Here is a 15652-nt window from a genome sequence, read left to right on the forward strand (position 1 = left end):
ATGCAAAAAAAGATTTTTTTACTAGAAGACGATTACCTTTTAAGCGAGAGCGTTAGGGAGTTTTTGGAGCATTTGGGCTATGAAGTGTTTTGCGCTTTTAACGGGAAAGAAGCTTATGAAAGACTCTCTGTTGAGCGCTTCAACCTCTTGCTTTTAGATGTGCAAGTGCCTGAAATGAATAGCTTGGAATTGTTTAAGCGCATCAAAAACGATTTCTTAATCTCTACGCCTGTGATTTTTATCACCGCCTTACAGGATAACGCTACCTTAAAAAACGCTTTTAATTTAGGAGCGAGCGATTATTTGAAAAAGCCTTTTGATTTGGATGAATTAGAAGCGCGCATTAAAAGGTTTTTCAATGATAATCCCATAGAAATTATGCCTAACATTTTTTATCACCAAAATTGCTTGAGTGTTGGGGGCAAAAAAGAGATCTTGCCGCCCAAAACCGCACAACTTTTAGAATACTTTTTGGAGCATAAAGGGCAAATCATTAGCTCTCAAGCGTTAGAAAATAATTTATGGGAGCAAGCGATTGATGATTCCACCTTACGCACTTACATTAAAGTGTTGCGCAAGCTTTTGGGTAAAAATTGTATAGAAACGCATAAGGGGGTGGGCTATCGCTTTAACCCACTATGAAAAAAAATCCCTCAAACTTTTTTTAGGGACTTATTTAGGCTCTTCGTTTGTGTTAATGCTAGTGATTAGCGTTTTAGCGTTCAACTATGAAAAAAACGAAAAAATCAAAATGATACGCATGGACATGGATAAAATGGCTTCTAAGATCGCTAGCGAAGTGATTGCCTTGCACATGCAAACGCATGGGGATTACCACAACGCTTTAAACACTCTGATTTCACGCTATAAAGACGCTTCCATAGCCCTTTTTGATAGCAAAAAGCGTGTTTTGTATTCTAATATCCCTGAAAGCGCGGATTTGATTAAAACCCATAAAGAGACGGGCTTTTTTAGTTTTAAGGGGGAATATTACTTATTTAGCGATGAAAGTTTCGCCCATTTAGGCGTGGCTAAAATGCTTTTTAAAAATTCTAAACCTATTCATTTTTCTTCTTTGTATCGTAATATCGTTTTAGTGTTTGTCGTAGCGTTTTTATGCGTGATAGGGGTTTCTGTGTTTTTAGGGCGTTTGTTTTTAAAGCCCATTAGGAATGAAATCACCCGCATCGATCATTTTTTAAAAAACACCACGCATGAATTAAACACTCCCATGAGCGCTTTAGTCTTGTCTTTAAAAACCCTAGAAGACAGCCAACAACACCGCCGCATTAAAATCGCTATCCAGCGCATGAGTTTTTTATACCGCTCGCTCTCGTATTTAGTGATGCAAGATATTGAGTGCGAATCCTTTGTGCTTTTGGATTTAAAAGCCCTGATTATCAAAGAAAACACGCTTTTTAGCGAGATGATAGACTACCACAAGCTAGAATTTAAAAGCGATTTAGCGGGAGTGGAGTTGAAGGCTAAAGAGCAGGATTTCCTTTCGCTTTATAGTAATTTGCTCATGAATGCAATCAAATACAGCGTCATGCATGGGTATATCCACATAGAGCTAACGCATGAGTTTTTGAAAGTGAAAAATTTAGGGTATGAAATCCCTAAAGACAAGATCACAGAATTAAGCGTCCGTTATGCGCGTTTCAATTCTAGCGTGTTGGGTTATGGTATAGGGTTAGATTTGGTGAAAAAAGTGTGCGAAAAGTATAAAATGCGTTTAGAAATCCATAGCGAACCCTCTTTAAAAGGAACATTTTACGAAAATTCGTTTTGCATTCATTTTCAAGGATAAAGATGCTTTCAGTGTATGAAAAAGTAAATGCCCTAGACAAAAGGGCGATTGAAGAATTGTTTTTAAGCGAAGACGTTTTAATGGAAAACGCCGCGATGGCTTTAGAAAGGGCGGTTTTACAAAACGCTTCTTTAGGCGCTAAAGTCATTATCCTTTGTGGGAGCGGGGATAATGGGGGCGATGGCTATGCTCTAGCCAGGCGTTTAGTGGGGCGTTTTAAAACACTGGTCTTTGAAATGAAATTAGCCAAAAGCCCCATGTGCCAATTGCAAAAAGAAAGGGCTAAAAAAGTGGGGGTAGTCATCAAAGCATGGGAAGAAAAAAATGAAGATTTAGAATGCGATGTTTTAGTGGATTGCGTGATAGGGAGCGCTTTTAAGGGCGGATTAGAGCCGTCTTTAAACTTTGAAAGCCTTTCTCAAAAAGCGCGCTTTAAAATCGCTTGCGACATTCCTAGCGGGATCGATTCTAAAGGGAGGGTGGATAAGGGAGCGTTTAAAGCGGATACGACTATCAGCATGGGCGCTATCAAATCATGCTTATTGAGCGATAGGGCTAAAGACTATGTAGGGGAATTGGAAGTGGGGCATTTGGGGGTTTTTAATCAAATCTATGAGATCCCAACAGACATTTTTTTACTGGAAAAAAGCGATCTCAAACTGCCTTTAAGGGATAAAAAAAACGCTCATAAGGGCGATTACGGGCATGCGCATGTTCTTTTGGGTAAGCATAGCGGGGCGGGGTTATTGAGCGCTTTAAGCGCGTTAAGTTTTGGATCTGGGGTGGTGAGCGTTCAAGCGTTAGAATGCGAGATAACTTCTAATAACAAGCCTTTAGAATTGGTTTTTTGTGAAAATTTCCCTAACCCCTTAAGCGCGTTCGCTCTTGGCATGGGGTTAGAAAATATCCCAAAGGATTTTAACAAGTGGCTTGGATTAGCCCCATGCGTTTTAGATGCGGGCGTTTTTTACCATAAAGAGGTGTTGCAAGCTTTAGAAAAAGAAGTGATCTTAACCCCTCACCCTAAAGAGTTTTTATCGTTATTGAAATTAGTGGGGATCAACATGAGCATGCTAGAATTACTAGACAATAAACTAGAAATCGCAAGGGATTTTTCTCAAAAATACCCCAAGGTGGTTTTGCTTTTAAAGGGGGCTAATACCCTAATCGCTCACCAAGGGCGAACTTTTATCAACACTTTAGGGAGCGTGGCTTTAGCCAAAGCAGGGAGTGGCGATGTGTTAGCGGGGCTTATTTTAAGCTTGCTTTCTCAAAACTACACGCCTTTAGACGCTGCCATTAACGCAAGTTTAGCGCACGCCCTAGCGGGTTTGGAATTGAAGAATAATTACGCTTTAACTCCCCTGGATTTGATAGAAAAGATCAAATTATTATAAAAGGATAAATCATGAACAATATAGAACAGTCGCAACGATTGCTAGAAATTGAACGGATCGTGCTTTCAGGCATTGTGTTTGCTAACCATAAGATTGAAGAGATCCATAGCGTTTTAGAGCCTAGCGATTTTTACTACCCGCCTAACGGCTTGTTTTTTGAAATCGCTTTAAAACTCCATGAAGAAAATTACCCTGTTGATGAGAACTTTATCCGCCAAAAAATGCCCAAAAACAAGCAGATCAAAGAAGAAGATCTAGTCGCTATTTTTGCAGCAAGCCCTATAGATAATATTGAAGCCTATGTGGAAGAGATTAAAAACGCTTCCATTAAACGAAAGCTTCTCACTTTAGCCAACACCCTTAGAGAGCAATCCCTAGAAAACTCGCAAAAATCCAGCGATATTTTGAACGCTATAGAGCGAGAAGTCTATACGCTTTTAAATGGCAGCACCATAGAGGGCTTTAGAGACATTAAAGAAGTGCTTGCAAGCGCGATGGATCTCATTACGGAAAACCAAAGAAAGGGGAGTTTGGAAGTTACCGGCATACCGACTGGTTTTGTGCAATTGGATAATTACACGAGCGGTTTCAATCAGGGGAGTTTAGTCATTATAGGGGCAAGGCCGTCTATGGGTAAGACCAGTTTGATGATGAACATGGTCTTAAGCGCGCTTAATGACGACAGGGGGGTAGCGGTTTTTAGTTTGGAAATGTCTGCAGAGCAACTCGCCTTAAGGGCGTTATCAGGTCTCACTGCTATTAATATGCATGATTTAGAGAGCGGGAGGCTTGATGATGATCAATGGGAAAATTTAGCCAAATGTTTTGATGATATTTCTAGGAAAAAACTCTTTTTCTACGATAAAAGTTATTTAGGAATCAATCAAGTCCGCTTGCAACTGCGAAAGCTTAAATCCCAACACAAGGAATTAGGCATCGCTTTTATTGACTATTTGCAACTCATGTCAGGGAGCAAAGCCGCTAAAGAACGCCATGAGCAAATCGCTGAAATTTCAAGGGAGCTTAAAACTTTAGCCAGAGAATTAGAAATCCCTATCATAGCGTTAGTGCAACTCAATCGCAGCTTAGAAAACCGAGACGATAAACGGCCCATTCTTTCGGATATTAAAGACAGCGGAGGGATTGAACAAGACGCTGATATTGTTTTATTTTTGTATAGAGGCTACATCTATCAAATGAGGGCTGAAGACAACAAAATAGACAAACTCAAAAAAGAAGGCAAGATTGAAGAGGCGCAAGAGTTGCATTTAAAAGTTAATGAAGAAAGGCGTATCCACAAGCAAAATGGCAGTATTGAAGAGGCTGAAATCATTGTGGCTAAAAACAGGAATGGGGCTACAGGAACGGTTTATACGCGCTTTAACGCTCCTTTCACGCGCTATGAAGACATGCCCATAGATTCTCATTTAGAAGAGGGGCAAGAAACTAAAGTGGATTATGATATAATTACAACTTGAAAGACAAAACTTTTCAGGGGGCGTTTGAACTTCTTGCAACCCCCAAAGAATACTTATGGTGCGGGGTTGTTTTAAGCCTTTTGTTGGCGATTAACCTTTATTTAGAATACTTGAATTACCAAAAGCTTGATTTTTCAAAACCGACAAGCCTGAACGCTCAAATTCTATTACAATACCCTAAAACGAAAGATCAAAAAACCTATTTTGTTTTAAAGCTCCAATCAAAAAACATGATCTTTTACACCACCATTAAAGAGCCTTTAAAAAACCTCCAATACCGCCACGCGCAATTTTTTGGTAGGATCAAACCCTGCTCGTTCTTAGAGTCTCTAAAATCATGCTTTTTCCAAACTTATTCTTTTTCTTTAACACGCAAACAAGATTTCAAATCGCATTTGCGCCATTTCATTGACAGCGCTCATTCTAACGCTTTAGTGGGCAATTTGTATCGCGCGTTATTCATAGGGGATAGCTTGAATAAAGACTTAAGAGACAGGGCTAACGCGTTAGGGATCAACCACTTACTAGCCATCAGCGGGTTCCATTTAGGGATTTTAAGCATGAGCGTGTATTTTCTTTTTTCGCTTTTTTATACCCCCTTACAAAAACGCTATTTCCCTTATAGGAACGCTTTTTATGATATAGGGGTTTTGGTGTGGGTTTTTTTGCTAGGGTATTTATTGCTATTAGACTTTTTACCCTCTTTTTTCAGGGCGTTTTTAATGGGCTTACTAGGGTTTTTGGCATGCTTTTTTGGGGTAAGAATCTTAAGTTTTAAACTTTTGATTTTAGCGTGCTGTATCGCCATAGCGTTACTCCCTAAATTGCTTTTTAGCGTGGGGTTTTTGCTTTCTGTTTGTGGGGTGTGGTATATTTTTTTGTTTTTAAAACACACTCAAAATTTTTTTAAAACCTCTTCTTTTTTAAGGCGATCGTTTCAAGTCATAAGCTTAAGCGCGCTGGTGTTTTTGAACATGCTCATTATTGCGCATGCCTTTTTCCCTATGTTTTCGCCCTACCAGCTCTTTAGCATTCCTTTAGGCTTGATTTTTATCGTGTTCTTCCCTTTGAGTTTGTTCTTGCATGCGGTGGGTTTGGGATCTTTATTGGATCGTCTTTTAAGCATGCCCTTAACAATCCCTACGATTTCAATCTCTTCGCCTTTATGGCTTTTAGGGGCGCATTTATGTTTAACGATTCTAAGCGCGCGTTTTTTTAAGGTTTATTTAAGCATGAATGTTTTGAGTGCGGGCTTTTTCTTGTATTGTTGCTATCAATATATTATAATGCCTAGTTCAATTGTAGGTTAGAAAAGTCATTTTTAGGGATCAAATAATTGCTTAAAAAAATCACGCATAAAATCAAAGCTTTAAGCGAATTGGTCGCTTTGGAGCATACGATATTTTCTAGCATGTTTTTACTCATGGCTATGGTCATAAGCTCCTATCAAAAAAATCAAACGCTCTTTTTTGGGTTAGAAACCTTAATCCTTTGTTTTTTAGCCTTACTAGGGGCGAGAAACTTCGCTATGGGGTTTAACCGCTTGGTGGATAGGGATATTGATAAGGATAACCCAAGGACCAAAAACCGCCCGAGCGTGGATGGTAGGATCAGCGTTAAAGGCATGGTGGTTTTTAGCGCTTTAAACGCCCTTTTATTCGTGGGGGTGAGCTATTTCATTAACCCTTTAGCGTTCAAACTCTCGTTACCTTTTTTAATCATTTTAGGGGGGTATTCGTATTTCAAGCGCTTTTCTTCTTTGGCACATTTCATCGTGGGTTTGGCTTTGGGTTTGGCCCCCATTGCGGGAAGCGTGGCGGTTTTAGGAGCGATCCCTTTATGGAATGTCTTTTTGGCTTTAGGGGTGATGTTATGGGTGGCTGGGTTTGATTTGCTCTATTCTTTACAGGATATGGAGTTTGATAAAGAAAGAGGCTTGTTTTCCATTCCTAGCCAATTAGGGGAAAAATGGTGCTTGAATCTTTCAAGGCTCTCACACTTTGTGGCGCTGATCTGCTGGCTTTTTTTTATAAAGTGCTACCATGGGGGGCTTTTTGCGTATTTAGGCTTAGGGGTTTCAGCCTTGATTTTACTCTATGAGCAGATCTTAGTGGCCAGAGATTATAAAAACATCCCGAAAGCCTTTTTTGTGAGTAATGGCTATTTGGGGGTGGTGTTTTTTATTTTCATCGTCCTTGATGTGGGGTTCAAACATGCATGAGTTGGTTTTAAGATCCCAAGCTTTAGGGTTTGAAACGCGCTTAGTCCAGTGCGATTTATCGTTCTCTTATGAAAGGTTTATTTCTAAAAGTAAACGCTCTTTAGCGGTGTTAGAAGAATTTGATTGGTTAAATTCTGGCTTTGATTTTTCACGCTTGAATGTTGAAAACGACACTTTGGAATTATTCAAAGCGTTGTATTTTAAATTAGAAAAATTAGAGAGCCTGCTTTTAAAAGAAAACCTGCTTGAATTGGAGCAAAATGATCGTATCACTGCTTTAGGGCATGGGCTAGTTTGCTTAAAAAAACAAAGCCTGATAGCGCCTCAAACTTACTATGGGCGTTGCGTGTTAGAGGGGAAAATCCTAGCCTTTTTTGGCGTGGCAAGGGATAAAGATTTTTTAGAAATCACGCGCATGCACGCCTTAGATATCAAGCGTTATGATTCTTTCATTGTCCATAGCGAAAGAAAAGGCTTGAAATTATGAACGGGAGCGGTAATGTTATCTTCTAATGATTTGTTTATGGTCGTTTTGGGGGCGATTTTATTGGTGTTGGTGTGCTTGGTGGGGTATTTGTATCTTAAAGAAAAAGAGTTTTACCATAAAATGAGGCGTTTAGAAAAAACCTTAGACGAATCCTATCAAGAAAATTATATTTATTCTAAGCGTTTGAAAGAATTAGAGGGGCGTTTGGAAGGCCTTTCTTTAGAAAAGAGCGCTAAAGAGGATAGCTCATTAAGAACGACTCTTTCACACCTTTATAACCAGTTGCAAGAAATCCAAAAATCCATGGACAAAGAGCGCGATTACTTAGAAGAAAAAATCATTACTTTAGAAAACAAATTCAAAGACATGGGGCATTATGCCGCTAGCGATGAAATCAACGAAAAACAGGTTTTGAAAATGTATCAAGAAGGCTATAGCGTGGATTCTATTTCTAAAGAGTTTAAAGTGAGTAAGGGCGAGGTGGAATTTATATTGAACATGGCAGGGTTAAAATGGTAGCTTTAAGCAACGCTCTTTCAAGGGTTTTTGGCTCTGTGGCTGGCTATAAATTCCCTTCTTTTATCCAAAAAGGCATCAACGCCCTTTATGTTAAGATCTTTAAAATTGATTTGAGCGAGTTTGAGCCTTTAGAAAATTACAAGAGTTTGAACGCTCTTTTCACGCGCTCCTTAAAAAAAGAACGCCCCTTTGACAAAGCCCCTAATATTTGCATTGCGCCTTGCGATGCTTTGATCACGGAATGCGCTTTTTTAGACAACGATACCGCTTTGCAGATTAAAGGCATGCCCTATAAAGCGCATGAATTAGTGGGCGAAATCAACCCCTTAAGCCCTTCTTTTTTCTATGCGAATTTTTACCTTTCGCCCAAAGATTACCACCACTACCACGCCCCTTGCGATTTGGAAATTTTAGAGGCCCGTTATTTTGCGGGGAAATTACTGCCGGTCAATAAACCATCGCTTTACAAAAACAAAAATCTGTTTGTGGGCAATGAAAGAGTCACACTTGTTGCAAAAGACATTCAAGGCAATCAATTGTATTTTGTAGCGGTGGGAGCGTTAAATGTGGGTAAAATGCGTTTTAATTTTGATAAGAATATCCAAACTAACGCTAAAGCCCGTTTCATGCAAACCTACTCTTACAACCCTCCGATTAAGGTGAAAAAGGGGGATAATTTAGGGAATTTTGAAATGGGCTCTACTATCGTTTTATTCATTCAAAACACCGCTTTTAAGGATTTGAAAGAAAAAAGCGTGAAGTTTGGGGAAAGTATAGGGGAATTTCATGCCAACTGATAACGATTTAAAAACTTCTATTGTGGAATTGTTGAACGATTTGGACGCGCTTTTAGTGGCTCATTTTTATCAAAAAGATGAGGTTGTAGAGTTAGCCCACCACACAGGCGATAGCTTGGAATTGGCTAAAATCGCAAGCCAAAGCGATAAAAACCTCATCGTGTTTTGCGGGGTGCATTTCATGGGCGAGAGCGTGAAAGCCCTAGCCTTTGACAAGCAAGTGATCATGCCCAAACTCTCATGCTGTTCTATGGCGAGAATGATAGACAGCCATTACTACGATAGAAGCGTTCATTTATTGAAAGAATGCGGCGTTAAAGAATTTTACCCTATCACTTATATCAATTCTAACGCTGAAGTGAAAGCCAAAGTCGCTAAAGATAACGGCGTGGTTTGCACGAGCCGCAACGCTTCTAAGATCTTTAATCACGCCCTAAAACAAAATAAAAAAATCTTTTTTTTACCGGATAAATGCTTGGGGGAAAATCTAGCCCTAGAAAACGGCTTAAAAAGCGCGATTTTAGGCGTAAACAGCCAAGAAGAAATCAAAAACGCTGATGTGGTTTGTTATAACGGATTTTGTTCGGTGCATCAGCTTTTCAAGTTAGAAGACATTGAATTTTACCGCCAAAAATACCCGGATATTTTAATCGCTGTCCATCCAGAATGCGAGCCTAGCGTGGTCCAAAATGCTGATTTTAGCGGATCAACGAGTCAAATCATAGAATTTGTAGAAAAGCTAAGCCCCGATCAAAAAGTCGCCATAGGCACTGAAAGCAATTTGGTTAACCGCTTGAAAGCTAAGCGAAATCATCAAAACACTTTCATTCTTTCTAGCACGCTCGCGCTTTGTCCTACCATGAATGAAACGACTTTAAAAGATTTGTTTGAAGTCTTAAAAGCCTATAAAAACCACAGGGCTTACAATACGATTGAATTAAAAGATGAGGTGGCGCGTTTGGCCAAACTCGCTTTAACTAAAATGATGGAGTTATCCTAATGGAGGTAAGAACCTTTTTAGAACGCGCTTTAAAAGAAGATTTAGGGCATGGGGATTTGTTTGAAAGGGTGTTAGAAAAGGATTTTAAAGCCACAGCGTTTGTTAGGGCTAAACAAGAGGGCGTGTTTTCAGGCGAAAAATACGCTTTAGAGTTGCTTCAAATGACCGGCATTGAATGCGTTCAAACGATTAAAGATAAAGAACGCTTCAAACCTAAAGACACCCTAATGGAAATTAGGGGGGATTTTAGCATGCTTTTAAAGATTGAGCGCACCCTTTTAAATCTGTTGCAACACAGCAGCGGGATCGCTACTTTAACGAGCCATTTTGTAGAGGCTTTACATTCTCACAAGGTGCGTTTGTTGGACACGAGAAAAACCAGACCCCTTTTAAGGATCTTTGAAAAATATTCCGTGCTTAATGGGGGAGCGAGCAACCACCGCTTAGGGCTAGATGACGCTTTAATGCTTAAGGACACGCATTTAAAGCATGTGAAAGATCTCAAAAGCTTTTTAACGCATGCCAGAAAAAACTTGCCTTTCACGGCTAAAATTGAAATTGAATGCGAGAGCTTTGAAGAGGCTAAAAACGCCATGAATGCTGGAGCGGATATTGTGATGTGCGATAACATGAGCGTTGGAGAAACGAAAGAAATTGCCGCTTACAGAGAGACGCATTACCCCTTTGTTTTACTAGAAGCGAGCGGGAACATCTCGCTAGAGAGCATCAACGCTTACGCCAAAAGCGGCGTGGATGCCATTAGCGTAGGGGCTTTAATCCATCAAGCCACTTTTATTGACATGCACATGAAAATGGCTTAAAAACCTTAGAAAGGGGTTATTGGCATGCTAAAAGAATATTTAGAAAGCATTAAAGATCTTACGCCTGAAAGTAATGAGCTCACGCACCGCCCTTCTTTATACAACTTGCTTAAAAATTTAAAAAACGATTTTAATAAAGAATTTAAGATTGAACATGAGCCTAAAAAAGACAAACAAGGGGGTCAGCCTGATTTTCGCATCTCTTATCAAGGGCTAAACATCGGCTATATAGAAAATAAAAGAGTGGGGACCGATCTTAGAAAGATTGTAGAAAGCGAAAAAAGCAAACAAATCCTTAAATATTTAGAATTAAACCCTAATCTCATGCTCACGGATTACCTTAATTTCGTGTGGGTAGGGAAAGATGAAGAGAATAAGCCTTTAATTAAAAGAGAAATTTCTGTCGCTAGCCTTGATGAACTCTCTAAACCCCTAAAACCCAACCCGCAAACTGAGCGTAATCTGATTGAATTTTTTAGAGGCTTTTTCAATTACGAAGCAGCCCCTATTACTAACGCTAAAGATTTCGCAACGCATTTAAGCGCACCCACCAGGTATTTAAAAGACGCTTTAATCACATACCAAAAAGACACGCAAGTTTCTAGCATTTTTAACAATTTTAAAGAATATCTTTATGAAGAATTGAGTTTTGAAGACTTTAGCGATGCGTTCGCTCAAACGCTCACTTACAGCCTTTTTATAGCCAAGCTCAACCACCCTTTTGAAAAAATTAATTTGGATAATGTGAGAAGCTCCATTCCTAAAAATTTTGCTGTGATCAGAGAAATGGCGGATTTTTTAAAGAAGCTTGATGCAATCAAAGAAATCCAATGGCTTTTAAATGAAATTTTAAGCTTAATCAATCATGTTGATATGGACTCTATCATTAAAGATTTGAATGACGATAAAGACCCTTATTTGCACTTTTATGAAACCTTTTTAAGCGCTTATGACCCTAAATTGCGAGAGAATAAGGGCGTGTATTACACTCCGGATTCTGTGGTGGAATTCATCATTAACGCTTTGGATAGCCTGCTTAAAACGCGTTTCAAAGACGCTCCCTTAGGCTTAAAAAGCGCTTTAGATAACGAAAACATCAAGCTCTTAGATTTTGCCACCGGCACCGGCACTTTTTTATTGGAAGCGTTCAGGAAAGCGCTAGAAACGAGAAAAACAAGCGATGGAGGCATCTCCACTAAAGAGGACAAATACCAAAACCTCTTGAAGCAATTTTATGGGTTTGAATACTTGATCGCTCCTTACGCGATCGCTCATTTGAACCTCAGCCAAGCCTTTAAAGAGGAATTTAAAAAACCTCTCAAAGAAAACGACGCGCTTCAAATCATTTTAACCAACACCCTCATACAGCCTAGTGAGATCGCCGCTTATCGTGGGCTACAACCGATTTTTGAAAAAGAGCTTAAAAGCGCTCAAGAAATTAAAAAAGATGAAAAGATTCTTATTATCACCGGCAACCCCCCTTATAGCGGGGCGAGCAGTAATGAGGGCTTGTTTGAATGGGAAGTGAAAGCCACTTACGGCATAGAGCCTGAATTTCAAACCATAGAGATTGAAAAAAATGCTAAGCTTACCGACAAAATCCAAAAGCTTCTAAAAAACATTCAAACCCAAAAAGAAAGCGGCAGCCAAAATGCCCTAAAGGAACTTAAAAATCTCCATTCTAAATACAAACTGCAAAAGGAGAAAAACCCTAAATGGCTCTTAGACGATTATGTGAAATTCATGCGTTTCGCTCAAAACAAGATCGAATCATTAGGGCATGGCCTTTTTGGCTTTATCTCTAACAACGCCTTTTTAGACAACCCGACTTTTAGGGGGTTAAGGCGCTCTCTTTTAGAATGCTACGATGAGCTTTATATCTTAAATTTGCATGGAAATGCGAGGAAAAAGGAGAAAACCCCACAAGGCACAAAAGATGAAAACGTTTTCAATATCATGCAAGGCGTGTCCATTAACCTCTTTGTCAAAAAGGCGCAAGTAGTAAAGCAAAAAATCTATTATTATGATGTTTATGGCCAAAGGGCTGAAAAATACGCTTTTTTAGCCCAAAACGATTTGAATAGTATCAATTGGCTTGAGCTTGCCCCAAGAGAGCCTTTTTACTCACTCATACCCCAAAAAACGCCCTTGTTAGAGGAATACGAGCAAGGCTTTAGCGTTCAGGAGATGTTTCAAGTTGGAAGTGTGGGGATTGTTACAGGAAGAGACCATGTCGTTTTCCACAAGGACAAAGAAAGCTTATTAAAGCTTTTAAAAGATTTTTCAACCTTAGAACCCAGCGAGTTACGCAGAATTTATAAAATCAAAAAAGATAGCAGAGATTGGCGTTTAGAATATGCTATTAGAGATGTTAGGGCAAATGTTGATAACTTAGAAGAATACATCGTTTTGTGCCAATACCGCCCTTTTGATTTTTACTACACTTATTATACCGGTAAATCAAAGTCTTTTATCGCTTATCCACGAGGCGAAGTTTTCAAGCACATGTTACCCCCCCCAACAAAACCCTAAAACACCCCATCAAACGCGCAAGAATGTCGCGCTAAACACCCCACGACAACTAAAAAACAACGATAAAAGTTGGACGCAATGCTTTATAAGCTCTAGCATTAACGATCAGGGGTTAAGCTCTGGGGGCAATGGAGCTGGGGTCAATTACCCCCTCTATCAATTCAAACACCCAAACTACACCGAAAATTTTACGCCAGAGTTTAGAAGCTTCATAGACAAGCATTATAGCCATTCTTTTGAGCCGCTAGAGGTTTTAGGCTATATCTATGCGTTATTGTATTCCCCAAATTACCGCAAGCGTTATGAAGACTTTCTCAAAGCCGATTACCCTAAAATCCTTTTCACAAACAATAAAGATTTGTTTAGGGCTTTAAGCTTTTTAGGGATTGAACTAATCGGCTTGCATGTCTTAAATCAAGAAAGCTTGAATTACAGCTTTGAAAAATTAAAAGACGCTACCATAGGCGAATTCGTCTATAAAGAAGTGCATGATCGTAACCCCATCATCAAAAAACCCTCTTATAACGAGCCAGAAAAACGGCTTTATATCAACCATAGCGCTTATTTTAGGGGGGTGAGTCAAGAAATTCATGATTACATGATAGGGGGGTATGGCGTTTTAGACAAATATTTAACAAGCCATAAAGACGAGTCTTGTAAATTTGATCATGTAAGCAACATCATTAAAGTCATCGCGTGCACGATTGAAATCCAAAAAACGCTTGGATTTTTGACGAGCGATTTGCCCCATTTAAAAGGGAATGACAGCCAAGCGTTAATGCAAGAAATCTTGCAAAATCCACCCCCCCCCCATTTAATACCAATATCGCCCTTATCTTATCGCGCCAAGCCAAAGCCATCGGAGATTTTGACTTTGATGCCGCATTCATCAGCAAAGAAGCGAGCGACAACAACATCTACCGCAGAGGCGGAGGCTCGGCTTTCCCCTTATTCTGTATTACCTAATCTCGCTCTCATTTGCGATAGAGGCTCTAAAGTAAGCCCCATTTCTAATGTTTTTGTAACGAGCATGCTTTGCGATTTGCATGTGAATGGATCGGGGAGTTATGCGTTTTTGTTGTTTAGGCTCAAAATGAGTGAATGAATGGGGCATGTTATCTAAATTTTAGATAGAATAAACGCAAGAAATTGAATAAAACCTTAAAGGTGATTCTTTCTAATCTCAAAAATGGGTGGTGCTATTAACAATGACAAAACGACTTTTTAAAGGGTTGTTAGCGGTTTCTCTTGCTGTGAGTTTGCATGGTGGTGAAGTTAAGGAAAAAAAGCCGGTCAAGCCGGTTAAAGAAGATCCGCAAGAATTAGCGGCTAAAAGGGTGGAAGCGTTCAATCGTTTCACGAATGTGGTTACAGAAATTGAAAAAAAGTATGTGGATAAAATCAGCATTTCTGAGATCATGACTAAAGCGATTGAAGGCTTGCTCTCTAATCTGGATGCGCATTCAGCGTATTTGAATGAAAAGAAGTTTAAGGAGTTTCAAGCCCAAACCGAGGGCGAATTTGGGGGGCTTGGGATCACGGTGGGCATGCGCGATGGGGTTTTGACCGTGATCGCTCCTTTAGAAAGCACTCCTGCTTACAAGGCTGGGGTTAAATCAGGCGATAACATTTTAAAAATCAATAACGAAAGCACGCTGAACATGAGCATTGATGATGCGATCAATCTCATGCGCGGCAAGCCAAAGACCCCTATTCAGATCACCATTGTGAGAAAAAACGAGCTAAAACCTTTAGTGTTTAACATTATTAGAGACATCATTAAAGTTCCGTCTGTCTATGTGAAAAAGATTGAAAAAACCCCCTATTTGTATGTGAGAGTCAATTCTTTTGATAAAAATGTTACCAAATCGGTTTTAGACGGCTTGAAAGCCAACCCTAAGACTAAGGGGATCGTGTTGGATTTAAGGGGCAATCCTGGAGGGCTGTTAAACCAAGCGGTGGGCTTGTCTAATCTCTTCATTAAAGAGGGGGTTTTAGTCTCTCAAAAAGGCAAAAATAAAGAAGAAAATTTAGAATACAAGGCTAATGGCAGAGCCCCTTATACCAATTTGCCTATTGCGGTGTTAGTCAATGGCGGTTCAGCGAGTGCGAGCGAGATTGTTGCAGGGGCGCTGCAAGATCACAAACGGGCCGTGATTGTCGGTGAAAAAACCTTTGGTAAAGGAAGCGTGCAGATGCTGCTCCCTGTCAATAAAGACGAAGCCATTAAAATCACGACCGCGCGCTACTATTTGCCGAGCGGGCGCACCATTCAAGCTAAGGGGATCACGCCTGATATTGTGATTTATCCGGGTAAAGCGCCAGAAAATGAAAACAAATTCAGCTTGAAAGAAGCGGATCTGAAACACCATTTAGAGCAAGAGCTTAAAAAACTTGATGATACCAATAAAGATTCTGCCTCTAAAAATACGGATAAAAACAAAAAAAGCGAAAAAAGCGAAGAGGAAAAAGAGGTTACTCCTAAAATGATTAATGATGACATTCAGCTAAAAACCGCTATTGACAGCTTGAAAACCTGGTCTATCGTGGATGAGAAAATGGATGAAAAAGCGCCCAAGAAGAAATAAAA

General features: G+C 39.7%; 12 protein-coding genes and 1 pseudogene. All 13 read left to right on the plus strand.

Annotated elements, in window-relative coordinates; translation table 11 throughout:
* Positions 1-642 carry a copper response regulator transcription factor CrdR gene (gene crdR / locus EAL87_RS03725; RefSeq protein WP_120913036.1) on the plus strand — a complete coding sequence of 214 codons (642 nt, stop codon included), beginning with the start codon at positions 1-3 and terminating at the stop codon, positions 640-642.
* On the plus strand, positions 608-1810 hold the full coding sequence (crdS, locus tag EAL87_RS03730) for a copper-sensing histidine kinase CrdS (RefSeq protein ID WP_120913037.1): 1203 nt from the start codon (positions 608-610) through the stop codon (positions 1808-1810). The genes crdR and crdS overlap by 35 nt, the downstream gene beginning before the upstream one ends.
* 2 nt (positions 1811-1812) lie before the next feature.
* On the plus strand, positions 1813-3207 hold the full coding sequence (locus tag EAL87_RS03735; protein WP_120913038.1) for an NAD(P)H-hydrate dehydratase: 1395 nt from the start codon (positions 1813-1815) through the stop codon (positions 3205-3207).
* 11 nt (positions 3208-3218) lie between these two features.
* Entirely contained in the window at positions 3219-4685 is a 1467-nt protein-coding gene (locus EAL87_RS03740) for a replicative DNA helicase (protein ID WP_120913040.1), read from the plus strand.
* Positions 4682-5995 (plus strand): ComEC/Rec2 family competence protein, encoded by a 1314-nt coding sequence (locus EAL87_RS03745; RefSeq protein WP_162972579.1) that lies wholly within the window; start codon positions 4682-4684, stop codon positions 5993-5995. Before EAL87_RS03740 ends, EAL87_RS03745 begins: the two co-directional genes overlap by 4 nt.
* A gap of 26 nt (positions 5996-6021) precedes the next feature.
* Positions 6022-6906, plus strand: coding sequence for a menaquinone biosynthesis prenyltransferase MqnP (mqnP, locus tag EAL87_RS03750; protein ID WP_120913042.1), 885 nt, complete (start codon positions 6022-6024; stop codon positions 6904-6906).
* Entirely contained in the window at positions 6899-7393 is a 495-nt protein-coding gene (locus EAL87_RS03755; RefSeq protein WP_162972581.1) for a hypothetical protein, read from the plus strand. Before mqnP ends, EAL87_RS03755 begins: the two co-directional genes overlap by 8 nt.
* Before the next feature lie 12 nt (positions 7394-7405).
* Positions 7406-7912 carry a DUF6115 domain-containing protein gene (locus tag EAL87_RS03760; RefSeq protein ID WP_000953107.1) on the plus strand — a complete coding sequence of 169 codons (507 nt, stop codon included), beginning with the start codon at positions 7406-7408 and terminating at the stop codon, positions 7910-7912.
* On the plus strand, positions 7906-8709 hold the full coding sequence (locus EAL87_RS03765; protein ID WP_120913046.1) for a phosphatidylserine decarboxylase: 804 nt from the start codon (positions 7906-7908) through the stop codon (positions 8707-8709). Before EAL87_RS03760 ends, EAL87_RS03765 begins: the two co-directional genes overlap by 7 nt.
* A complete protein-coding gene (gene nadA, locus EAL87_RS03770) occupies positions 8699-9709 on the plus strand; it encodes a quinolinate synthase NadA (protein ID WP_120913048.1) in 1011 nt (336 codons plus the stop codon). Before EAL87_RS03765 ends, nadA begins: the two co-directional genes overlap by 11 nt.
* Positions 9709-10530 (plus strand): carboxylating nicotinate-nucleotide diphosphorylase, encoded by an 822-nt coding sequence (gene nadC, locus EAL87_RS03775; protein WP_120913050.1) that lies wholly within the window; start codon positions 9709-9711, stop codon positions 10528-10530. Before nadA ends, nadC begins: the two co-directional genes overlap by 1 nt.
* 24 nt (positions 10531-10554) lie before the next feature.
* A pseudogene (locus tag EAL87_RS08345) lies at positions 10555-14167 on the plus strand (type ISP restriction/modification enzyme).
* Between the two features lie 103 nt (positions 14168-14270).
* On the plus strand, positions 14271-15650 hold the full coding sequence (locus EAL87_RS03785) for a S41 family peptidase (protein WP_162972586.1): 1380 nt from the start codon (positions 14271-14273) through the stop codon (positions 15648-15650).
* The last annotated feature ends 2 nt before the right edge of the window (positions 15651-15652 follow it).

Source organism: Helicobacter pylori (genome assembly GCF_003636935.1).
In the GTDB taxonomy this organism is placed as follows: domain Bacteria; phylum Campylobacterota; class Campylobacteria; order Campylobacterales; family Helicobacteraceae; genus Helicobacter; species Helicobacter pylori_CH.